The sequence below is a fragment of the Biomaibacter acetigenes genome, assembly GCF_003691585.1.
Lineage (GTDB): Bacteria > Bacillota > Thermosediminibacteria > Thermosediminibacterales > Tepidanaerobacteraceae > Biomaibacter > Biomaibacter acetigenes.
In genome coordinates this window covers 2,439,406-2,462,616 of the sequence record NZ_CP033169.1, presented here as the reverse complement: position 1 = coordinate 2,462,616, position 23,211 = coordinate 2,439,406, and the positions used below count along the sequence as shown (strand labels likewise).

General features: G+C 45.2%; 20 protein-coding genes, 2 tRNA genes, 3 pseudogenes and 1 riboswitch. Of the genes and pseudogenes, 19 read left to right on the top strand and 6 right to left on the bottom strand.

Translation table 11 applies throughout. The features are described from left to right. Positions 1–17: 17 nt before the first annotated feature. Entirely contained in the window at positions 18–1,061 is a 1,044-nt protein-coding gene (locus D2962_RS12560; RefSeq protein ID WP_122015790.1) for a zinc-dependent alcohol dehydrogenase, read from the top strand. Positions 1,062–1,148: 87 nt separating this feature from the next. Here D2962_RS12560 and D2962_RS12555 read toward each other — a convergent pair whose 3' ends face one another. From D2962_RS12555 to D2962_RS12550, 3 genes and pseudogenes are all read right to left on the bottom strand, one after another. Beyond that, complete coding sequence (locus D2962_RS12555; protein ID WP_222927528.1) at positions 1,149–4,235, bottom strand: UvrD-helicase domain-containing protein; 3,087 nt, start codon at positions 4,233–4,235, stop codon at positions 1,149–1,151. 58 nt (positions 4,236–4,293) lie between these two features. After that, positions 4,294–4,491 carry an endonuclease Q family protein gene (locus D2962_RS18130; protein WP_222927527.1) on the bottom strand — a complete coding sequence of 66 codons (198 nt, stop codon included), beginning with the start codon at positions 4,489–4,491 and terminating at the stop codon, positions 4,294–4,296. 185 nt (positions 4,492–4,676) lie between these two features. Next, positions 4,677–5,938: pseudogene (locus tag D2962_RS12550) on the bottom strand (ammonium transporter). Between the two features lie 610 nt (positions 5,939–6,548). Between D2962_RS12550 and D2962_RS12545 the strand changes: the two are divergent. From D2962_RS12545 to D2962_RS12510, 7 genes and pseudogenes are all read left to right on the top strand, one after another. Then, positions 6,549–7,124 (top strand): UbiX family flavin prenyltransferase, encoded by a 576-nt coding sequence (locus D2962_RS12545; RefSeq protein ID WP_120768432.1) that lies wholly within the window; start codon positions 6,549–6,551, stop codon positions 7,122–7,124. A 102-nt stretch (positions 7,125–7,226) separates the two neighbouring features. Continuing rightward, a pseudogene (locus D2962_RS19910) lies at positions 7,227–7,963 on the top strand (N-acetylmuramoyl-L-alanine amidase family protein). Positions 7,964–8,046: 83 nt separating this feature from the next. After that, entirely contained in the window at positions 8,047–8,571 is a 525-nt protein-coding gene (gene lepB / locus D2962_RS12530; protein ID WP_120768436.1) for a signal peptidase I, read from the top strand. A 105-nt stretch (positions 8,572–8,676) separates the two neighbouring features. Further along, positions 8,677–8,752 (top strand) — tRNA-Ala (locus tag D2962_RS12525). A 6-nt stretch (positions 8,753–8,758) separates the two neighbouring features. After that, a tRNA-Val gene (locus D2962_RS12520) sits at positions 8,759–8,833 on the top strand. 404 nt (positions 8,834–9,237) lie between these two features. Further along, a complete protein-coding gene (locus D2962_RS12515) occupies positions 9,238–9,606 on the top strand; it encodes a DUF2089 domain-containing protein (RefSeq protein ID WP_122015158.1) in 369 nt (122 codons plus the stop codon). Between the two features lie 63 nt (positions 9,607–9,669). Further along, a complete protein-coding gene (locus tag D2962_RS12510) occupies positions 9,670–10,026 on the top strand; it encodes an SHOCT-like domain-containing protein (protein ID WP_122015157.1) in 357 nt (118 codons plus the stop codon). 7 nt (positions 10,027–10,033) lie between these two features. Here D2962_RS12510 and D2962_RS12505 read toward each other — a convergent pair. From D2962_RS12505 to D2962_RS12495, 3 genes and pseudogenes are all read right to left on the bottom strand, one after another. Beyond that, positions 10,034–10,264, bottom strand: a pseudogene (locus D2962_RS12505) (EscU/YscU/HrcU family type III secretion system export apparatus switch protein); the annotation flags it as partial. A gap of 79 nt (positions 10,265–10,343) precedes the next feature. Beyond that, complete coding sequence (locus D2962_RS12500; protein WP_122015155.1) at positions 10,344–11,195, bottom strand: S1 domain-containing protein; 852 nt, start codon at positions 11,193–11,195, stop codon at positions 10,344–10,346. A gap of 243 nt (positions 11,196–11,438) precedes the next feature. Further along, positions 11,439–12,284, bottom strand: a complete 846-nt coding sequence (locus tag D2962_RS12495; RefSeq protein WP_122015154.1) for an FMN-binding protein — start codon at positions 12,282–12,284, stop codon at positions 11,439–11,441. Positions 12,285–12,573: 289 nt separating this feature from the next. Here D2962_RS12495 and carA point away from each other — a divergent pair, with 289 nt between their 5' ends. From carA to D2962_RS12440, 11 genes are all read left to right on the top strand, one after another. Next, complete coding sequence (gene carA / locus D2962_RS12490; protein WP_122015153.1) at positions 12,574–13,671, top strand: glutamine-hydrolyzing carbamoyl-phosphate synthase small subunit; 1,098 nt, start codon at positions 12,574–12,576, stop codon at positions 13,669–13,671. Between the two features lie 89 nt (positions 13,672–13,760). Then, a riboswitch (purine riboswitch) is annotated at positions 13,761–13,864 on the top strand. Between the two features lie 83 nt (positions 13,865–13,947). Continuing rightward, positions 13,948–15,282, top strand: coding sequence for an NCS2 family permease (locus D2962_RS12485; protein ID WP_122015152.1), 1,335 nt, complete (start codon positions 13,948–13,950; stop codon positions 15,280–15,282). A gap of 322 nt (positions 15,283–15,604) precedes the next feature. Next, on the top strand, positions 15,605–16,855 hold the full coding sequence (locus tag D2962_RS12480; protein WP_162991213.1) for an ABC transporter substrate-binding protein: 1,251 nt from the start codon (positions 15,605–15,607) through the stop codon (positions 16,853–16,855). Between the two features lie 107 nt (positions 16,856–16,962). Beyond that, the gene (locus D2962_RS12475) at positions 16,963–17,856 is read left to right on the top strand and encodes a branched-chain amino acid ABC transporter permease (protein WP_120768720.1); all 894 of its coding nucleotides are present in this window, start codon (positions 16,963–16,965) and stop codon (positions 17,854–17,856) included. 3 nt (positions 17,857–17,859) lie between these two features. Then, on the top strand, positions 17,860–18,915 hold the full coding sequence (locus D2962_RS12470) for a branched-chain amino acid ABC transporter permease (RefSeq protein ID WP_122015151.1): 1,056 nt from the start codon (positions 17,860–17,862) through the stop codon (positions 18,913–18,915). Further along, entirely contained in the window at positions 18,896–19,666 is a 771-nt protein-coding gene (locus D2962_RS12465; protein WP_120768722.1) for an ABC transporter ATP-binding protein, read from the top strand. Before D2962_RS12470 ends, D2962_RS12465 begins: the two co-directional genes overlap by 20 nt. Further along, positions 19,659–20,363: an ABC transporter ATP-binding protein gene (locus D2962_RS12460; protein ID WP_120768724.1), complete on the top strand. Its 705-nt coding sequence runs from the start codon at positions 19,659–19,661 to the stop codon at positions 20,361–20,363. The genes D2962_RS12465 and D2962_RS12460 overlap by 8 nt, the downstream gene beginning before the upstream one ends. Positions 20,364–20,375: 12 nt before the next feature. Beyond that, positions 20,376–21,098 carry an energy-coupling factor transporter transmembrane component T family protein gene (locus D2962_RS12455; RefSeq protein WP_245985098.1) on the top strand — a complete coding sequence of 241 codons (723 nt, stop codon included), beginning with the start codon at positions 20,376–20,378 and terminating at the stop codon, positions 21,096–21,098. Further along, on the top strand, positions 21,077–21,907 hold the full coding sequence (locus D2962_RS12450) for an ATP-binding cassette domain-containing protein (RefSeq protein ID WP_122015149.1): 831 nt from the start codon (positions 21,077–21,079) through the stop codon (positions 21,905–21,907). Before D2962_RS12455 ends, D2962_RS12450 begins: the two co-directional genes overlap by 22 nt. Before the next feature lie 137 nt (positions 21,908–22,044). After that, a complete protein-coding gene (locus D2962_RS12445; protein ID WP_245984676.1) occupies positions 22,045–22,824 on the top strand; it encodes an energy-coupling factor ABC transporter permease in 780 nt (259 codons plus the stop codon). Further along, positions 22,821–23,105: a PDGLE domain-containing protein gene (locus tag D2962_RS12440; protein ID WP_120768731.1), complete on the top strand. Its 285-nt coding sequence runs from the start codon at positions 22,821–22,823 to the stop codon at positions 23,103–23,105. The genes D2962_RS12445 and D2962_RS12440 overlap by 4 nt, the downstream gene beginning before the upstream one ends. Positions 23,106–23,211 lie beyond the last annotated feature (106 nt).

Here is a 23,211-nt window from a genome sequence, read left to right as displayed (position 1 = left end):
TGTTGGTTTTGGCGACGATGATGAAAGTCGCTGTATTTTCAGATACAGAAAAAGTAGAAATACGAGAAATTGAAAAACCTATCCCGAAAAAAGGCGAAGTTTTAGTTAAAGTCAAAGCATGTGCTTTATGTACCTGGGAACAAAGAATATTCAAAGGCGTTTCGCATGTTCCTTTTCCTTTTATAGGCGGACATGAGGTATCAGGAATAATAGAAGAACTAGGTGAAGATGTGGATGAAAACAGATGGAAAAAAGGCCAAAAAGTTGCTTTAAGACTCCTGGAAACCTGTGGAGAATGTTATTACTGCAGAATGGGAGAACAAAACCTCTGTGAAATGATAGGTAAAAAAAGGCAGAATGGCCTGGCAATCCCCGGACCGGGAGGTCTCGGTGAATATTTAACTGTTTCGTCGACCAGATTGTTTAAAATAGTGGATGATCTCGCTTTTGAAGTCGGAGCATTGTCGGAACCGCTTGCCTGTGTTATACACAGCATTCAAAGAGCTCATATTGAGATTGGAAATGATGTTGTAATAATAGGAGCAGGAGTTATGGGACTCTTCCATGTAATGATGTCAAAAAAACAAGCCGCCAGAGTAATAGTTAGTGAAGTGAGCGAAGAAAGGCGTAGACTGGCGAAAGTATTAGGCGCCGATGATACTTTTAATCCTTTGCAGGAAGACCCGATAGAAAAAATTAAAAAAATAACCGAAGGTCGTGGCGCCGACGTGGTAATAAACACTACCGCAATAAGTAAAATAGCTCAGCAAGCTACGCAAATGGTGGGGAAAACAGGTAGAGTAATCTTTTATAGTTCCCAGCACCCCGATAGCCCGATTAGCATTAGCCCGGATTGGATCCATAATAGTGAAATAACAATTACTGGTAGTGTAAGTCCCAGTATATCAGATTTTCAAAAATCCACAAGACTTTTATCGTCAAGGATAATAACGCCAGAACCGTTAATTTCGGAAGTAATTCCATTTGAAAAAGTACAGGAAGCATTCCAAAAAGCTACAGATCCTAGGAATTACAGAATTATCGTAAAAATGAACGAATAGTAAAACAATTTAACAATCTTTACGATTAAGCCCGGCTACTGTCCACCGGGCTTATTTTTTTAGGATTTCCATCGTCATTATGTATCATTATATGTCAAAAAGGCTGGCTTGCTTGTATTGCCTCGCCTGCTTTTGTGCAAGGGTATTCTCTGTTATAAGTTGCTCTTCGGATATGTCGGCAATAAAAGGAGATGGAGCATGGGACGTCAGAAGCACAAGTTCATCCCGTGCTCTTGTCATGCCGACATAGAAAAGCCGTCTCTCCTCGTCCATATCAAAGCCGGATCCGCTGCTTCTTAAAGGAATTATACCATCGTTTGCGCCATATATGAAAACTGTGGGGAATTCAAGGCCCTTTGCCGCATGTATGGTCATTAACCAGACCGCATCCGGAGAATACGCCTTGCTGCCGCTGCGGACAACATCACTCTCACGTCCCAACACAAGGTTTTGAATAAAGGAAGACATTTCGTCATACATAACAGCCGTATTTAAAAGCAGTTCCGTACACCTCAGGCCTGACAGGCTGTTGTCGTTAATCCAGGAATCAATAATCTTCCCCGGCTTTTCTTTATGGATGATAGGTTCGTATTTTCTCAACATTTCCATGAAATGCCGGAGTCTGTCCGGTTTATGCAGCTGCAATTGGCCCCCTTCCATTAACCTTGTTAGGGCCGATACACTTTTCTCGCCTGCAGCGTAACTTTCCAGGACTTTTTGGTTCAGGTCTGCTGAAGATATGCTTTCTGCTTTAAGGCATAACAATAGTGAAGCAATATCCCCGGGGTTGAGCAAAAACCTGAAAAAGGCGATCGCTTCACGGACCGGCTTATCTGAAAGGAATTCGTCCCGCCCGACGACCACATACTGGATGCCTTCTTTTGAGAGGCACTGCTCAAGGATTTCTGCCTGGCGGTTGGTGCGGTATAGTACAGCAATATCGGAGAAACTCCTTGTGTGTCTTGCCGCAGGCTTTTTTCTGCCGGGCCCTGAAAGTGCCTGGGCATCAAGCATATCGATGCCGCCGACCATGCGGTTTATTTCCTTTGCAATAAATATCGCCTCTGAGAATTCATCATTGGTTTTAATTAGTCGTACTCTTGCGCCGCTTTCCCTTTTAGCATACAGGGGGCATGTGCATCCTGTAGCGGTTTTCTTTGAGATAACCGATTTGGCGGAAGCGATTATCTCGGGCGTTGAGCGGTAATTCTGAGTCAGCCGGACGTACCGAATGCTGAGGAAATCTTCCTTTAGCCTTTCGAAATACCGAAAATCCGAACCCCTGAAACCATAAATAGACTGGTCGGGATCTCCTATGATAAAAACACTTTCGCTTTTTTTGCTCCATTCTTTTATCAAGCGGTATTGAATCTCATTTATATCCTGGAACTCATCCACCAGCAGGTGCGAGAAACAGTTTTCCCCGCCACTTTCCGATATATCCCATGTATCATTGCACTCAAATCGGTGGAGCACTTCGAGGAGGATATCATCATAATCCATTAAACCGTAACTCTTGAGCAGTGAGCAGTAAGAATCGTATACTTCGGCCAAAATATTGGATTTATAATCTTTCGCCTGTGCTGCACCATTTTTAACAAGCGATATCCCTCTCAGAACATCCCGTGGAGAGATTCCCGATTTTATGTTCTTTAATATCTCCTCAATTATTGAAACAGCAGTATATTCATCGATAATGGTTAAGTTATTCGTATCCTTCCATTTGGACAGTATTTGAAGACATATTGAATGGAAAGTGCCTATTGTTACTGCACCTGCCGTCCGCTCGTCCCCAAAATGCTCATTCAGGCGGGTGCGCATCTCATTTGCAGCCTTGTTGGTAAATGTGACGGCGGTTATGTGTGAGGGATGTACACCGCATTTTTCAACAAGGTATGCGATACGGTATACCAACGTTTTTGTTTTTCCGGTTCCGGGGCCGGCAATTACTGCCATTGCCGGATTGGAAGATGAAACGGCTTCCCACTGTTCCTGGTTCAATCCATAGAGAATATTTGAGGAAACGGTTTTAACAGCGTCCTTACTATCGCTAGGCGCACTGCTATCGACTAAAACAGGCGCCGATTCGGCTATCGAAATCATCATATTCTCGATTTTGCCGGGTATGGCTCTTTTAGTGTTAGTGCGTTTGTCATTGACAAAGCATAACTGGCCTGAGAGCATGTCTATTTCGCGTTTGTCCATTATTTTTATTTTGCCGTATTCACCGTCATACCCGGGTTGTATTTCAATTTCGCCGCATCTCAGCCTGCGGATTCCTTCAGCTATGTATGGGCCTGCAAAAAGTTCAATTTCTTTTAATGATGCCTCACGGAGTATATAAAGCTCCGTGCCGAGGTTCTGGATCAGGTCATCGTATTTTCTCTTCACCTTCATGCTGGCTGCAGTAGAATTAATCGATGAAGCTATAACTTCTTGAAGGGGGACAAGGCTTTCGAAAGGCTTTGCAGTCGATGGTTTGAATCCTTCGGGCCTGTCTGCCAGGGCTTCGACCCGGTGAAGCACTCCGACTGTGATCCTGCCGCCGCATACTGGGCATATTCCTCCGGCGGCTATCGTGTCGGAAGGACTCCAGCAGACGTTGCACTTTCTGTGTCCATCATAATGGTATTTACCTTCTTCAGGGAAAAACTCTATAGTGCCGTAGAAGTCATTTGTACCGCGATCTTTTAAAGCCCTCAAAATTCCCCTGTAAGAAAGTTCCGTATCAAAAATGTTTGCCTCTCTTCCCAGATTCGTCGGCGAATGCGCATCCGAGTTGGACACAAGCGTGAATCCGTCCAGCGCGGAAAGGCGCCAGTTCATGGAAGGATTCGAAGAAAGCCCGGTTTCGAGCGCATATATGCAGCCGGTAAGGTCCTCAAAGCACTCCCTGATGTCGTCGAAGCCTGAATATGCGCCGTAGAGGGAAAAATGCGGGGTCCATATGTGGGCAGGTATAAATATGGCCTCTGGGCACGTGTCAAGCACTATCTCAAGCAAATCCTTACTGTCAAGACCCAATATGGGTCTGCCGTCGGAGTGCAGATTGCCTATGGCCTCAAGCCGGTGCGATAATGATTCGGCATGTTCCAGGCCGGGTAGAAGTATAAGGTTGTGGACTTTTCTTACCTTTCCGTTCTTTTTGTATATTGAGCTTATTTCACCCGTCACAATAAATCGAGGCGTAAAATTAGCTCCTGCTGCTTTATCCTCTCTGCGAAAATCATCCTTAAGTATATAAAGGCCTTCTTCCGAGGGGGACCAGCTTTTCCTTTAATTCCTCTCGCCAGGCCGGATGGGTAAAATCACCTGTCCCAATAACGCCGATTCCTTTACGCCTCGCCCAAATTTCCAGCATCTCGGGATTGCATTCCCTGCTTGTGGCTCTTGAATATTTTGAATGTATATGAAAATCAGCGATGAACATTTGCTACACCCTCACCCCTTTATATACATACCAGGAAAAGAAAAGCATGTATATTTATTTTATAACTTAAAACTTCGATATAATCAATTATAGCATAAAAAGACAAAAGTGACTAAAAGCCGCAAAAAATTCCTGCGGCTTTCAGTCTGGAAATATTATATATGATTTATGGGGAGGATTCCAATTCATGCAGCCTTGCTGGTACCATTCAAAACGAAGTCGGCATAAGCTTCGGTGGCATGTTCACTGCGGTCAAGCCCCATCAACTCATGTTCCTTGCTGACTCTCAAGCCCACCGTTGCCTTCAGAGTTTTGAACAATACGAAGGTTGTGGAAAGAGTCCATACGGCCACCGCGGCCACTCCCGTCAACTGAACGAGCAGCAGAGAAGCTCCGCCACCGTAAAACAATCCGCCTTCCGTGGCAAAAAGGCCTACCAATATGGTTCCGGCGGCTCCGCAGAGAGCATGGACACCTACCGCTCCCACCGGGTCATCTATTTTGAGCACCTTATCGATAAACTCAGTTCCAAAAACTATTACAAAACCAGCAATGACGCCGATAGCTATGGAACCCCACATGCTTACGGCGGCCGTTCCTGCGGTAATGGCTACCAGACCGCCAAGGGTGCCGTTTAGAGTCATGCCCACATCAGGTTTTCCGCTTCTAATCCAGGTGATGATCATAACTGTAGTAGCTGCCGCTGCTGCAGCGAGATTGGTGGTCATTGCAATACGGGCTATATCGGGAACCGCTGCCAGGGTGCTACCGGGATTGAATCCAAACCATCCGAACCACAGAATAAATACTCCAAGCGCCCCGAGAGTGATGCTGTGGCCGGAAAGATTATGCACTTCACCGTTTTTGCCGTATTTTCCTATTCTCGGTCCAAGAATGGCCGCACCCATCAAAGCTGCCCATCCTCCTACCGAATGCACTACGGTAGAACCGGCAAAATCAATAAATCCGAGCTTCGAAAGCCACCCACCGCCCCAGGCCCAGTGGCCGACCACCGGATATATGATGAGACTTACCACCGCACTGTATATAACGTAAGCTATGAATTTAGTCCTTTCGGCCATAGCTCCCGAAACGATGGTGGCAGCTGTTGCGGCAAAAACAGTCTGGAAAATGATAAAGCTTCAATAGGAATCTTTAAACCCAGATGCTCCATGCTGCCAAGACCCAGAAAACCTGATGTTCCAATAAAACCGCCCAGATCTTTACCGAACATAATAGCAAAACCGAAAGCGAAAAAAACTATGGAACCGATAGCAAAATCCATGAGGTTTTTCATAACGATATTGCTGGCGTTTTTAGCTCTGGTGAAACCGGCTTCCACCATGGCAAATCCCGCCTGCATGAAAAAAACAAGGAAAGCGGCCACAAGCACCCATACCGTATCAAGAGCCACACTTACATCGGAAACAGAAGACATTTTAATCATCCTCCTTCATGGAATGGTAATTTTTTATTTCGTTAAAGGATTTTAACATAAAATTAATGAAATATACAAAATCCATACAAAACCACCTCCATTATGTCAGGTATTTAAAAAAATATGTAAGGTTTATTGAAATGTTTTTTTATTGATATATAGAATAAATCGTTTAAAGAAAAAAGTCAACAAAATGTCAGAATTAATTTTCTAAACCTGACATAAAAATAAAAAACCTAACATTTCACAAAAATTTACATTGGGTTTTTGCAATGATATAATTAAAAACGGTGTTGCGTATGATTGAAATGTTTTTTGAAACATATGGCGAGGGAAAGTTCTGCCTGCAGGCAGAGGTTCCGATGGCGGAAGAAATATGCAAAGATGAATCAGGTTGTTGTCGTTACATGAGGGATACATATTGACAATGCTACAAAAGAGGAAATTGATAAGATTATAAGAAATGGGCGGGAGTTGACGAAAATTATAGTAATGAGTCTTGAACCGAAGAAAAATCGGCTGATCCGAAAGATTAGCGCAACGTCCTTCCCGCTTAAATAGAGGAAGTATATTTATGGCAAACTTCGGATAAAGCTGCGCTTAATCGGGAGGGATTGACATGAGATTGATAGTAGCCATTACGGGTGCTTCGGGAGCAATTTTCGGCATCAGAATACTGGAAGAGCTCAAGAAAAAGAACGTCGAAACACACCTTATTGTGAGCAAATGGGGTGGTTTCACCATCGAGGAAGAAACCGGATATAAGGTGGCGGAAGTGGAGAAAATGGCGAGTTTTTGCCACGATGTAAACGACCTGTCGGATGTTGTTGCCAGCGGTTCATTTAAAACCGACGGCATGATAGTGGCGCCCTGCAGCATGAAGACCCTGGCGGGCATAGCTTGCGGCTATTCGGATGACCTTATCATAAGGGCCGCCGATGTTTGTATAAAAGAAAGACGAAAATTGTTGCTAATGGTGCGAGAAACACCCCTTTCCTCCATACACCTGGAAAATATGCTAAAGCTTTCGAGGCTAGGAGTCATTATCATGCCTCCGGTGCCGGCATTTTATACTAAGCCCGTAACGGTGGATGATATAGTGAACCAAACTGTGGCTAAAGCCCTGGATTATTTTGGAGTAGAAACGGAACATTTAAAGTGCTGGCAAGGTCTTAAAAATAAAATTAGTGATTAGATTTCTCCCCATAAGTATTAAATTTTAAAATAAAAAACTTTTATCATATATCCCCTCTTAAAAAAATATTTTTTATTACAGGTTTTTAAGGGGGATTTTTATATGAAAAATTTCTATTGGATTAAAAAATGCCCTATTGCCGGACATATTTACATTATCCTGATTTTGCTTACCGCTGTTATGGTTGTAAAACTGTTGTACGGGGAAAATCCGGCCATGGAAGTTTTCAGATATTGGGCACCTTTATCCGGAAGGATAATAGTAATAGACGCGGGCCACGGTGGTGTTGATGGAGGCACATATCATAGCGATGGAACTCTGGAAAAAAATATAAATTTGCAGGTAGCCCTGGAACTCAAGAGATTACTGGAAAAGAGCGGTGCCAATGTCATAATGACAAGGACCAAAGATGTGGCCCTGGACAGGCTCAACAATAAAAGCGAATACAGGCACAGGAGGGATTTGATCGCCAGGGCGGATATAATAAACAGAGCGCATCCGGATCTTTTTTGAGTATACATGTAAATGCCGAAAGAAGCTCAATAAACACTCGCGGACCTATGGTATTTTATTTCAGGGGAAGTGATGAGAGCAGCAGATTGGCCGGTTTTTTGCAAAGAAGGCTGGAGGAAGCATATGGGTCTTCGGGTCAAAAGGTGAAGGCAAGAAAACCCATATCCAATTCATCGTTGTTTTTACTATGCAATACCAATGTTCCGGGCGCCATTGTTGAACTGGGGTTCATCACGAACCCCCAGGACAGGGCGCTGCTGACTACTAAGGAATTTCAACAGAAATTAAGTCAGCACATACTATATGCCCTTAAAGATTATTTTTAAAAAAATAATTTGTTTCCTATACCCTTTTATATTTTTGTGCTATAATAGATAAGTAATGTCCTTGCAGCGGGTGAAAATATTTGATGGAAAAGAACTTAAAAAATGAGATAGTAGAATGGATAAAAGCCATTGCCTTTGCTCTTGTCCTGGCACTGGCCATAAGGGGTTATGTGTTCGAGCCCATGATTGTTCCCACGGGTTCCATGATACACACCATAGAAATAGGAGATAGGATCCTTGTAAATAAATTTATTTACAGGTTTGAACCATTAAAACGTGGAGATATTGTGGTGTTCAGATTTCCCGACGACCCCAGGCAGACTTTTGTGAAACGCCTTATAGGGATTGGCGGAGATGTCATCGAGATAAAGAACGGTACCCTCTACAGGAACAATGTTCCGGTGCAGGAACCTTATCTTAAAGAGCCCATGGTCGGCAGCTTTGGGCCTTACAGGGTCCCTGAAGGATACTTTTTCATGATGGGGGACAACAGGAACAATTCCAAAGACAGCCGCTTCTGGGAAAACAAATTTGTTTCCAGGAACCAGATAGTGGGCAAGGCCACCTACAGGATATGGCCCCTCAGCAGAATAGGGCCGTTGAAATAGCCATGATTTTCTGCTATATTGTATAGACCATCTTAAAATCGGAACCAGGGCCTTGCATTTTCAAGGATTTTATATTATAATTATTTTACGTCACGGGAAAACCGTGGGCGTGTGGCTCAGCTGGGAGAGCATCTGGTTCGCAATCAGAGGGTCAGGGGTTCGAATCCCCTCACGTCCACCAATATATGGGCACGTAGCTCAGTGGGAGAGCGCTTGACTCACATTCAAGAGGTCGCAGGTTCGAAACCTGCCGCGCCCACCAATATGAAATCTAGACACAGAGCGTATTTGAAGGCTCTGTGTTTTTTGTTTATGTTTGCCATTATCTCCGGCCGGGAATGTTTAAAAATATTGGCAATCATGATCATCGTCTTATGGGGTATAAAAACTAAAGAGCCCTTTCGGGCTCCAAAATATAATATCATAAACTATCGGTTCATGGCGTCATTGGGACCCACTACGCAGAAAGTCCCATAATACCTCATTAAGTTTGACCGCACTAAAATCAGCTTTTAATAAAATTGATCCGTGAGAGATATTTTATAAAAAATATTCAGCTATATATAAAAAATATAAAAGTACATATTGAAAAATTAATTTATATGGTATAATAAGATTAAGATTTTTAACTCGAAAATAAAAATTTAGACCCGGGGTGGTGATGGCTTGAATGAAATCATAGGCAGGTGCCCCGTTTGCAATGAAAAATTTACTGTAACCAGGCTAACCTGCTCAAGATGCGGCACGGCTATGGAAGGCGAATTTTCGATGTGCAAGTTCTGCTACCTCACCAGGGAACAAAGAACCTTTATAGAGATTTTCATTAAATGCAGGGGCAACCTGAAAGAAATGGAAAAGGAACTGGGCATATCCTATCCGACTATCAGGAGCAGGCTTGAAAATGTTATTCTGGCACTGGGGTATAAGGTTGAAGCAGTGGAGGAAAATACGGTAAACAGGAAAGAAGTACTTGAGAAACTTGAAAAAGGGGAGATTTCTCCTCAGGAAGCCCTAAAGCTTTTAAAAGACCGTTAAGACTCATGCCCGGAGGACTCTAAGGGTAAAAAACGTTAGAATGCAAAAAGGAGGATAATATCCATGGATGAAGAAAGAATGAGTATTTTGAAGATGATCGAGTCGGGCACGATATCGGCCCAGGAAGGTATGGAGCTTCTTGCAGCCCTGGATCAAAAACCCGTGGCGGCCCAAACAACCGGAGGCAATATAAAGTGGCTCAGAGTAAGGGTTTACGACATGAAGTCCAACAGGCAGAAGGTAAATGTCAACATCCCTTATGGACTGGTAAAGTTCGGACTGAAATTCGTTCCAAAAGAATATGTAAAAGATGTGAACATGGATGAAATAATGGAAGCCGTTAAAAACGGCGAACAGGGCAAGATAGTGGACATCTTCGATGAAGAAGATGGAGTGCGGGTAGAAGTGACGGTGGAATAAGCCTTATTCAATCCTGCCTCTCAAGGCTATATATAAAGGCCAGAATCTCCGCTGCCGCCCTGTAGAGTTCGGGCGGGATCTCCTGGCCTATATCAAGCTTCACCAGGGCCTCGGCCATTGCAGGATCTTTGTATATGGGTATGTTGTGCTCCCGGGCAAGTTCCAGCATTTTTTGAGCAGATTCCCCCTCGCCCAGGGCCGTCACCCGGGGAGCTGCATCTTTTTCCGCATCGTATTTTAGCGCTGCGGCTTTTTTATTTTTTTAAGGATATCATCGTTTGTATAATTCACGTCATCACACCCTGTAATCTTATCGGCTAGACCTGCAGATTTATGCCCGGCGAAAAGCCGGGGGCTTCAAGGCCCTTTAAAAAGAAATCCCGCTTTGAAACTTTCCCCACCTTCATTTTCAAAGATTTTAACAGGCTGCCGGCTTGAGGGCCAAGATCGGCTACAGCCTTTCGGACGATTTCCATGCCCTTTCTTTCTTCAAAAGTGAGCGAGGCTGCGGTGGAACTTTCGGTTTGATAGATTTCAGCCAGGATCGGACCAAGAGTCACGGTTTCAACTATGAAGCTTAAATGGAACAAAACCCTGCCGCCATTAGCTTTAGAACCGCTGGATAGTCTGAAATAAACTGTTTTATATTCCGGCAGGGGGAGAGCAAAAAAATAAATATTGTCAGGCCTTGCCTCTTTATATATTATATTTAAAGCCCTAAGGGCCAGATTTTCCTTGAAAGCGTCAGATTTATCAGGCCTAGGATCGGGATGTCCATTATTATTTACAATACCGGCCAGCAAATCGGACACCATTGAAAGCCTTTCCCCGGTGATGGGTAGATTCAATTTTGACAGGAGCTTGAACGCTGCCCTGATTTCGACGGAGGAAAGGTGTTTTGAGAGGACAGGCGGCTCATCCTGAATACCTTTTGCCCGGGTGTCGGTATTTATGACCTTTAATATCAGTCGTGAAGGAGCCGATTCAATTACCTTAAGCCTCAAAAGATTTCCCGGCTCAAGGTTCAGGTCCGATTGCGCAAAAATTTCCAGGCCGTTTAAATCGATAATATAACCGCCGTCGACATTCTGCAGCACCGTGGCAGTTAAAACTTCACCCTGCAACAGATTGTTTTGCAACATTACCGGGTATGGTAAATTTACCTGCATATCCCATCACCCTAACCTATTATACCAGATATAGACAATCTGTAACAGACTATCGAGGAACACTAATAACAAAGCGGGTGAATTAAAATCACCCGCTTAATAATCGTAACAGTTTAGCATCTGCATTAGATGGCCGGAGGTTTTTCTGCAAGCGACTTGTGCAGCACCGCAGGTAGCAATCGGTGCAGCGAAGGTAACCACAGCGGCATGAAACCAACTGCAGATTAAAGTTATGTGCTCAGGCTATTTTGCAAAGGAAAGGGCCTCTCCCATCAAAGTCTTGAAATTACCGGTGGTACCGGTAGCTCCGGTTACTGCGTCGACCTGGGACGCATCCTGTTTTTCGAGCAATGATTTGGTCAGGGCTTCCACGGCTTTATTCGGCGTCATTTTTGTTTTAGCTTCCATGTTTTTGGCATATTCTGTATCGGTGCTCTTGTAATGGCCGTCTTCTTTGTTCAATTGGTCATAAAAAGCTGATGCGATCTTCCCGTCTTTTATAATGACCGCTGCCATACCTTTCCAGCCATGATCGTCAAAATCCTTATCTGCTGCTTTGTATAGACCATCTTTGAAAGCGCCTTTGGCTTCTACGGGAGTGCCCGCCAGTGTCTGTTTTACCATTTCTTTGAACTTGTCGCTGGAATGAGTTGCTCCAGTTACAGCGTCTATATTATCCGGGTTTTGTTTTTCCAGTAATGAAGCGGCAAGTGAAGTTTGGGCCAGAACAGGAGTGGCTCCCGATTTTGCTTTCATGTTCTTGGCATACTCGGGATCAAAGCTTTTTAGCAGGCCATCTTTGTTGATTTCATCATAAAAAACATTGGCTATCTTGCCATCCTTTACGACAACTGTCATCATAGCTTTCCAGCCGTGGTCGTCAAAATCCTTGTCTTCAGAATAATACACGCCGTCTTTCAATGTCGCCTGCTGATTATTACTTGGTTGAGTTTGTTCTTGTTGTTGCTGTTGCTGCTGCTGTTGCTCGCCGCCGGACTGCTGGGCAGGTTCAGTCTTTTGTTGTCCACAGCCGGCAATCAAGGCCAGAACCATTAAGGCAACCAGGGCAATTACGAAAAGCTTTTTCATTTAAAAATCCTCCCTTTGTGAATGTATTAATTAGAATTATGTATATATAATTAGACAAAAGTTTAAAATATCCTTCAAGAATAACCGAAATGTAAAAAAAAATAATCATCCATAATATGGAAATTAATAATGATGTCTACTTAATTAAACAGAAGTATTTATTAGCTTAACAAAAGCAGACTGCGAGTGGAGCAGGGGTGACATGCACAATCAGATAGTTAAGGGCAGGTATTGAATAAATATGCAAAATAAGGTATAATTATAAAAAATATTTCAGGGGGTTTTAATTTTGAAGGGCCAGCTTATTCTCGAAGATGGGAGTGTATATAAAGGGAATTTGTTTGGTGCTGTCAATCCTTCGGAAGCAGTAACCGGAGAAGTGGTTTTTAATACAAGCATGACCGGTTATCAGGAAATACTTACCGATCCGTCTTACGCAGGCCAGATTGTAACATTGACCTTTCCTCTGGTAGGGAATTACGGTACATCGCCGGTTTTTTCGGAGTCGGATAAAATATGGGCGAAGGCTTTAATAGTTAAAGAAAATTATATGACGGAAAATAATGGTTTTAAAGCACTGAATGAATTTTTAAAAGACCATAAAGTTACCGGAATATCTGGTATTGACACCCGCAGCCTGACAAGGCATATCAGATCATGCGGTACCATGAGGGGATATATCAAAGCCGGGAGCGAGTATGATTGTGATGTGCTCCGGGAGCATCAGGATATAAAGGCAAAGGATGATGAGAACCTGGTCGCCCAGGTTACTACCAGGAAAATATACAGACTTCCAGGAAAAGGTCCAAGAGTGGTGGTAATGGATTTTGGGGTAAAAAAGGACATTCTCAGGCAGCTCCAGATAAAAGGCGCAGATGTTGTAGTGGTTTCCGCTTTTTCCGAGGCAAGAGATATCTTTTCCTTAAACCCCGATGGCATACTTTTGTCCAACGGGCCCGGGGACCCTGCTCATGTCCCCGGAATAGTTGCCACCATAAAAAAGCTTCTGGGACGGGTGCCGATTTTCGGCATATGTCTCGGTCATCAGCTTCTGGCGCTGGCCTTTGGTGCAGAAACATATAAGCTAAAGTTCGGACATAGGGGTGCAAATCACCCGGTTATGGACCTTGAAACCGGCAAAACTTACATGACTTCCCAGAATCATGGATATGCCGTAAAGGAAAAGGACCTGAGAAGGCTTGGACTGGTGGTGACCCATAAGAATCTCAACGACGGCACTGTAGAGGGGCTCAGGCACAGGTATCTTCCCGCTTTTTCGGTACAGTTTCACCCGGAGGCTTCTCCGGGGCCGCAAGACAGCGGCGAACTTTTTGAGGAATTTTATGACATGATTATCAAAAAGAAACATGAGGAACAGGTAATATAATAATAAAGGGCGAACGATAGGGAAAAATCATAAAAAATCGTTCGCTTTTTTATTGACAGCCTTTTAATAAAATGATAATATATTTTTTGGAAAAAATCATATTTTTACCCTGTATAATTCCGGGAATATGGCTCGGAAGTTTCTACCAGGTGTCCGTAAAACACCACAGGCTACAGGGGGGTATACCCATTCCCCGCTGTGGGGATTTTTTTATTTTTTAACGGGGAATGGTCATAAAAAAATTCTGATATAATATTAAAAAAGGGGGTTTTTCCATTGAAGAAGGAAATTTCTATTTCCAGCGGGTCGGACAGTTTTTTTGAAAGGTTTTTTAGCCTATCGGAGAATGGTACAAACGTCAGAACAGAAGTCCTGGCAGGTATTACAACCTTTGTAACCATGGCTTACATCCTGCTGGTAAACCCGATAGTATTAAAAGACGCCGGCCTCAATCAGGGAGCCGTATTCATGGCAACTGCCCTGGCAGCGGCACTATCCACACTTTTCATGGGACTTTACGCCAACTATCCCTTTGCACTGGCTCCGGGCATGGGGCTCAATGCCTTTTTTGCTTACGTAATGGTGGGCAAAATGGGAATCGCCTGGCAGACGGCGCTGGGTGCAGTCTTCCTTTCCGGTATTATAGCTGTTATAGTTACCCTAACGGGCTTAAGGGAACTTTTAATCAGGGCCATACCACTTCCGCTAAAGCATGCGGTTGGTGCCGGCATCGGCCTTTTTATCGCATTCATAGGTTTTAAAAACGCAGGTATAGTTGTAAGCAACCCGGCTACATTTGTAGACCTCGGAAACTTCACAGACCCCAAGACGCTGCTTGCCACCATAGGCCTAATCATTATGGCAGTGCTGGTAGCCCGGGGAGTCAGGGGAGGTATATTGCTGGGAATAATAATTACAACCATAATCGGAATTCCCATGGGCATCACCAAATTGCCCGCATCCATCATCTCAGCGCCGCCCAGCATGGCACCAGGCCTTTTTAAGCTGGACATCTTAGATGCTCTCAAATTTTCCATGTATCCCGTAATATTCTCGCTATTTTTCGCGGACCTTTTCGACACCATTGGAACTTTCGTGGGAGTAGCCAGCCGTACCGGTATGATCGATGAGAAAGGCAATCTTAAGAGGGGCAACAAGGCTCTGTTTGCGGATTCCATAGGTACAGTTATAGGTTCACTTCTGGGGACCAGCAATACTACCACCTATGTGGAAAGCGCCGCCGGTGTCAGCGTTGGAGGCAGGACGGGCCTTACCTCGGTAGTAGTATCGCTGCTGTTTATCGCCAGCATCATCTTTTCACCCATAGCCCTGGCGGTTCCCGGAGAGGCTACAGCTCCCGCACTGATCATAGTGGGTATTTTCATGGCCACCAGTCTCAATGAAATTAAATTCAATGATTTTTACGAGGCATTTCCGGCTTTTCTCACAGCCATTTTAATGCCTTTAACATTCAGCATTTCTCTGGGACTTTCGGTAGGCTTTATCGCCTATGCAGGCTTGATGCTGCTTTCCGGAAGAGGGAAAGAAGTCCACTGGATGATGTATGTTCTTGCAATAACCTTCGCTCTGTACTTTGCATTTATCAGATGAATCGAAGATTAAAAATTACTTAATAGTTAGACAAAGCCGCTTCTTGTGCGGCTTTTGTCTTATTTTGGATATTCAAGTCGAAATAAATATAGGTTCTTGCGGCAGGAAAAAAATAGATTTTGTTGAATATATATTAGTAAATATTTGCTTATTGATTTTTTATGTAAATGATGATAGTGTATATAGCATAGACATGTGCGTTTCATTTGTGGACAAGGAGGGGTGTTACATAATCCGTAAGAAAGCACGTTAAGAAACCATATCTAAATATAATTTAGTAAAAGCCCTGAAATTAAAAAATTATTGGGGGGGAAATTTATCAATGAAGGTAAACAGTATCAAAAAGTTATTGATTATAACAGTGGTGTTCCTATTGGTTGTTTCGGCATTTTTAGCAGGATGCGGCAGTAAACAGGCTTCCGAATCCAGCAAACCAGCTGAGTCGGGACAGCAGGCTCCTGATTCAAGCAAATCCGATTCAAATCAGTCTTCTGGCGAATCTTCCGATGATGTTATCCGGGTAGGCGTATATGAGCCTATGACCGGCGCCAGTGCTGCCGGCGGCCAGATGACCGTGGAAGGTATTAACCTGGCCAATGAAATGTTCCCGGAGGTTCTGGGAAAGAAAATAAAACTTTTCCTTGTTGACAACAAGACAGACAAAACCGAAGCTGCCAATGCAGTGGCCCGCCTGATACAGCAGAACAAGGTCAGCGTGATCATCGGTTCTTACGGCAGCTCCCTTTCCATGGCTGGTGGCCAGGTGGCCAAGGATGCAAAAGTTCCCGTGGTGGGCTGCTCTCCCACAAACCCGCTGGTTACTTTGAATAACGACTATTACTTCAGGGTATGCTTCATCGACCCCTTCCAGGGCAAGGTCATGGCAAAATATGCCTTCAACACCCTTAAGGCCAAAAAAGCAGCCATAATCATGGATGTATCCAATGACTATTCAGTTGGTCTTTCCAACTTCTTTAAACAGGCTTTTGTGGAACTTACAGGCGATAAGAATGCCATAGTGGCCGAAGCCAAGTACAAGACCGGAGACCAGGAGTTTACAGCTCAGCTTACAAGCATAAAGGATTTGAATCCCGATGTGATCTTCGCTCCGGGCAACTACGGCGAATCAGCACTTCTTATAAAACAGGCCAGAGACCTTGGAATAAAGGCTCCATTCCTGGGCGGCGATACTTATGAAGCTCCAGAATTCATCCAGATTGGCGGTAAGGCCGTAGAAGGGGTGGCCTTCAGCACCCACTATACCGCAGAAGCTCCCGTAACCGAAGTATCAAAGCAATTCCTGGATGCATACAAACAGAAGTACGGTAAAGACCCCACAGCCTTTGCGGCTTTAGGCTTTGACGCATATCTTGTGGCAAGGGATGCCATTGAAAGGGCCGGTTCCGCAGAGCCCCAGGCCATAAGGGACGCCCTGGCCAAAACCCAGGACTTTAAAGGAGCTACCGGTATCATCACCCTGGACCAGAATGGCGATGCCAACAAGAGCGCCGTCATAAAACAGGTCAAGGATGGGAAATTTGTCTATGTAGAGACCATTCAGCCGGATAAATAATAATAATTAAGTAGCTTGAGAGAGAGCCTAATGAATCAAGTCTGTCCGGGAATTGCCCCCGGACAGATTTTTAATGAAACGGAATGTGTTGAGGGGAGGGATTTTTGGTGACTTTTGAACTTTTTTTACAGCACCTTATTAACGGTATTTCCCTGGGAAGCCTTTATGCATTGATAGCCATAGGATACACCATGGTATACGGCATAGTGAGGCTCATAAATTTTGCCCATGGCGATATCATCATGCTGGCGGCATATTTTGTATTTTTCGGTGTGGGGCTGTTTCATATGCCCTGGTGGCTGTCAGCGCTGCTTTCAATAGTTCTCACCGCACTGGTGGGGATGGGTATAGAGAAAGCGGCTTATAAACCTCTGAGAGATGCCCCCAGGATTTCCATTTTAATTTCTGCCATAGGGGTTTCATTTTTCCTTGAGAATTTTGGTCTTGTGGTTTTCGGAGGCAGGCCCCAGGCCTTTTATTCTCCACAAGTTTTTCAGGGAGTAATCAAGCTGGGGAATGTCTCCATCATAAATCTCGGCATTATAATACCCGTAATTACCATCGGGCTTTTGCTGGGTCTCGTCTATATTGTAAACAATACCAAAACGGGCATGGCCATGCGGGCCTGTTCTAAAGACATTGACACAGCAAAGCTGATGGGAATCGATGTGGACCGCATTATTTCCTTTACCTTCGGTTTGGGGTCAGCCCTGGCGGCGGTGGGAGGTATCATGTGGGGGTTAAAATATCCGCAGCTTCATCCCCTCATCGGCATCATGCCGGGCTTGAAATGCTTCATTGCCGCCGTGGTGGGGGGCATAGGCAATATCCCCGGAGCCATGCTGGGGGGATTCATCCTGGGGCTCGGAGAAATACTACTGGTGGCATTTTTGCCCGAACTTTCCGGATACAGGGATGCCTTTGCCTTCATTATACTGATCTTGATACTGCTCTTCAGACCCACCGGTATCCTGGGCGAAAAAGTGGCGGAGAAGGTGTAGGTGATGGGATTGAAAATCAATAAAAGAATAATTTTATCTATTGCTGCTATTGCTGTGGTTTTTATATTTTTAAACTGGGCTCAGGAGAATCTGGATGCATATAAAGTCAGGATTTTGAATTTGTGTGCCATAAACATAATCCTTACATTGAGCCTGAATCTCACCAACGGATTCACAGGGCTGTTTTCCCTGGGCACCGCTGGCTTTATGGCGGTGGGGGCCTATGTTAGCGCACTTTTAACAATGCCCCCGGAAGTTAAGACCATGAATTTTTTCATGGCTCCCATAAATCCGGCATTGGCCAATTTAAATGCATCTTTTTTCGTGGCCCTTATCCTCGCGGGCCTTATTTCGGCACTGGTGGGATTCCTGATCGGAGCGCCGGTGTTGAAGTTGAAGGGCGACTATCTGGCCATTGCTACCCTGGGGTTTGGTGAAATAATCTCCGTAGTCTTCACCAATACCCAGACCATTACCAACGGGGCTTTGGGCCTCAAGGGAATTCCCCAGTATACCAATTTATACTGGAGCTGGGGAGTGGCCATAGGGGTCATCCTGGGGCTTATTACCCTTTTAAATTCCAGTTATGGCAGGGCATTTAAGGCCATCCGGGAGGATGAGACAGCGGCCCAGGCCATGGGTGTAAACCTTTTTTACCACAAAGTTCTCAGTTTTTCCATAAGCGCCTTTATAGCCGGCGTCGGCGGGGCTCTCCTCGGTAACCTGATTTCCACCATTGACCCCACTATGTTCAGGTTCTTCCTCACCTACCAGATACTCCTTATGGTGGTGCTGGGCGGCATGGGGAGCATCACCGGCTCTGTCATATCGGCATTTATTATGACGGTGATCATGGAACTACTAAGGGTGGTGGAATCCCCCATGAATTTCGGTTTTATAAACATCCCCGGCATACCTGGCATGAGGATGGTGGTGTTTTCGGTGATCCTCATAGTGGTGGTGCTTTTTATGAGGCAGGGAATCATGGGAGAAAAGGAAATAACCTGGGATTTGCTTTTAAGAAAGGGGGCAGGCCGTCATGAGTCTCTTGGAAGTTAAAAACATCACCATAAAATTCGGCGGCCTCACCGCAGTATCGGACTTTTCCCTTTCCCTTAAAAAGGGGGAAATAGTGGGGCTGATAGGTCCCAACGGAGCAGGCAAGACCACCGCCTTCAATGCCATAACGGGCATATATAAGCCTGCATCGGGCAGCGTAAGCTTCAATGGCACGGATATAACGGGTTTATTGCCTGATAAAATAACAAAGTTGGGCATAGCCAGGACATTCCAGAACATCCGTCTGTTTTCTAATCTTTCGGTGCTGGAAAATGTGCTGGTGGCCCATCATCTGAGGTTGAAATCGTCCTTTGCGGCGGCAATGCTACGCCTGCCCGGGTATCTCCGGCAGGAAAACGCTATGAGAAAAGAGGCTCTGGAACTTCTGGAGAGCGTAAACCTGACCCGGTTTATAAATGAAAAAGCCGGTTCTCTACCCTATGGCCAGCAGCGAAGGCTGGAAATAGCCCGGGCACTGGCTACACATCCGCAAGTGTTGCTGCTGGATGAACCCGCGGCCGGTATGAACCCCAGAGAATCCCATGAACTCATGGAATTTATCGGGGAAATAAGAGATAAATTCGACTTGAGCATTTTCATGATAGAACATCACATGCAGGTAGTCATGGGTGTGTGCGAGCGCATTCTGGTGCTGGACCACGGCGTCACCATAGCCGAGGGCAATCCTGCGGAAATCCAGGGCAACCAAAAGGTCATCGAGGCCTATCTGGGGGTGGAAATGGATGCTTGAGATAAAAGACCTGAATGTGAGGTATGGCGGTATTCATGCGGTAAGGGGCATTGACATGAGCGTTCCCCAGGGGAATATCGTCACCCTCATCGGAGCCAACGGCGCCGGAAAGAGCTCTACGCTCAGGGCCATATGCAATCTGGTGAAAAAAACCGGGACCATTTCGTTTATGGGGGAAGATATTAGCAAACTTCCCACCAGGGAAATAGTGAAAAGGGGTATTTCCATGGTCCCCGAAGGCCGCAGGGTGTTTGCAGACCTTACCATATACGAGAACCTGGTGCTGGGGGCCTATACCAGGAAAGATGAAGCCGGAATAAAAAGTGATATCGAATGGGTATACTCACTATTCCCCCGCCTGAAAGAGCGGGAAAAACAACTGGCCGGCACCCTTTCCGGAGGCGAGCAGCAGATGCTGGCGGTGGGCAGGGCTCTCATGTCAAGGCCGAAGCTTTTGATGATGGATGAACCATCCCTGGGGCTTGCCCCAATCCTGGTAAGGGATGTATTTAAAATAATACAGAAAATCCATGAGGAGGGGGTCACCATCCTTCTCATAGAGCAAAATGCCAGGATGGCCCTTAAGGTGGCGGACTACGCATATGTGCTGGAAACCGGTGCTATTGCACTGTCCGGTTCGGGACAGGAACTTTTAAAAAACCAGGAAGTTACCCGGGCGTATCTCGGGGGTGTGTAAATATTGGGGAATGTGCTTGCCAATGCGGAAAGCAGTGTCAAGCTGTTTTCCACCATAATATATGTGGCAATCGTTGCGACGATAAATACCTGGCCTTATTTAATATTGTGCCTGATTTTATATTTTTTACTTTTATTCATCCTAGAATTTCAGGCATTTAAAAACATCCGGCTGCTGATCGCACCATTGTTCTTTATTGTTGCCATAAGTGCTGGCATTATCCTTTTAGATTTGAGTGCAGGAAAGAGTATTGATAGGGGTCTTGTTTTATTTTTAAGGGCTTTAAATGCCATATATGTGCTGAATACTATGATTTCCTCCATGACCCTTCAGGAACTGCTCTCTTCCATGAATTCTCTGCATTTGCCGGATATTATGGTCAATCTGATGGGTTTTACCCTCCGCTACTCGGATATCCTGTCGAGGGAAATGGCCAGGATGATGACGGCGAGAAAGGCCAGGGGCTATGTCCCCCGTAAAAGTATGTGGCACTCGTCTACCATGAAGGTGCTGGGCCAGACGGTGGGAGTTCTTTTTATCCGTTCCTATGAAAGGAGCGAAAGGGTTTACCATGCCATGCTCTCGAGGGGTTATGGTGGTAGCGTAGTGCCTGCGAGAAGGCGCAAGAGGTTACAGACGCTGGATTATATCGTGGGGCTTGCAATCATACTTATACCTCTAACCTCAAAAATGGCTGAGCTGGGGGTGATATTATGGATTATGCCGTGGAAATAGAAGACCTTGCTTTCAGCCATAAGGACGGCACTCGAGCCCTGAAGGGCATAAATCTGAGGATAAAAAAGGGGTCAAAGACCGCCATCCTGGGTCCCAACGGTGCCGGCAAGTCTACCCTGCTCTTGCATTTAAACGGCATTTACCTGCCCCAGCATGGAAGGGTAAGGGTGATGGGGTTAGAAGTAAATCGGGAGAATGAAAAAAAGATACGGCAGACGGTAGGGCTTGTGTTTCAGGACCCCGATGACCAGGTGTTCTGTACCACAGTATGGGAGGATGTGGCCTTCGGCCCCATGAATTTTAACCTGCCAGAGGATGAGGTACAGAGGCGGGTTAAACAGGCCTTGAGGGCTGTTAGACTTGAAGGGCTGGAACAAAAGATGCCCTTTCATCTGAGCTACGGCCAGAGGAAAAGGGTAGCCATAGCAGGAGTGCTGGCATTAAGGCCGGAAATTCTCGTTCTGGATGAACCTCATGCCTTCCTCGATCCTTCCAGTAAGTCTGAACTTATGAAAATCATGGATGGCATAAATAGCGAAGGCAGAACAATCATAGTTGCCACTCATGACGTGGATTTTGCCTATGAGTGGGCCGATGATGTGGTGATAATAAAAGACGGCAGGGTGCTGGCCCAGGGAGGGCCGGATATCCTGTCGGAAGATAAAGTTATAAATGAATCCGAACTGGAATATCCTGTACTGGTGAAGTTATTTCGAAAAGTACCGGAAATCGGGTATGATAAGATGCCTCAGTTTGTAGATGAGGCAGCAGAGCTCATCAGACAAAAACTGAATCAGGTTAAAAATTAATTTAGTGACAGCAAGAAATTTTCCTAAAGGAAATTTTGTATGAAGGGGTTGACGAAGATTTCACAATACCGTATAATATTGCTTGGAAATGGTAAAGTTATAATGTTTCCCATAATTTAATGAACTTGATGGGTATCATGAAGATACTGAAAAGAGGCCATGAAGGTCCGGCGCAAAAAGCGCCCATACTTTCATGGCCTTTTGTTTTAAAAAAAAAAGAAAGGGTGAATTTCATGCACATTCCAGATGGTTTTTTGGACGCCAAAACCGTTATCACTACTGCAGCCATAAGCGCATACGCCATTAAAAACGATGTGGAAAAGGCCAGGAGAAATCTGGGGGACAGGGATATCCCGGTGCTGGGGGTAATGGCAGCCTTTATCTTTGCCGCCCAGATGGTGAACTTTCCAGTTATGGCCGGGACATCGGGCCATCTGCTGGGAGCCGCACTGGCTACCATACTTCTGGGGCCATACAGCGCCGGGCTCATCATGGCCACCGTTTTGATAGTGCAGAGCCTGTTTTTCCAGGACGGGGGGCTTCTGGCTCTCGGGGCCAATATTTTTAACATGGCTGTAGTGGCACCCCTGGCAGCATACTACATATATGTGACAATAAAAAGGTATATCCGATTTTCGGGTGCCGATACATTAGCCACATTTACGGCATCGTGGTTTTCCGTGGTGGTGGCCGCCGTGTTTACCAGCCTTGAACTGGCCCTTTCCGGGACCGTTCCTTTCAAAATTGTGATTTTGCCCATGGCAATGGTTCACGCCGCCATTGGCATCGGCGAGGGATTGATAACAACCGTGGCAGTGGCATATATCGGCAGGGTGCTCAACCTGAAGGCAGGTTTCGGCATAAAGAATAGTGTAGAGCCTGCTATTGACGTGGATGGAGGAGGTAGAGTAAATTGAAAAAATGGGGAGTAATTTTGCTGACAGCAGTCCTTGTGGCCTTAATACTCTCACCCTTTGCGTCCACTCACCCCGATGGCCTGGAAAGAGTGGCGGAGAATCTGGCCTTTGCGGAGAAAGGCAGCAGCCCCGTGGCCTGGTTTTCTCCCATGCCCGATTATGTAGTCCGCGGCATATCCGATGGGAAAATTTCCACTGCCATGGCAGGGGTTATAGGAACATTTATTACATTTATTGTGGTCTTTGGAGTGATGAAAGCGCTGTCACCTGGCAGGAGATAAAGAACTTGAAGCCACGAATATAGGGAACCCCGGTTTTACCGGGTTTTTTTATTTTAAAAAACAGGGATTGACAAAAAAATAACAAGGATGTAAAATGTGAATAAAA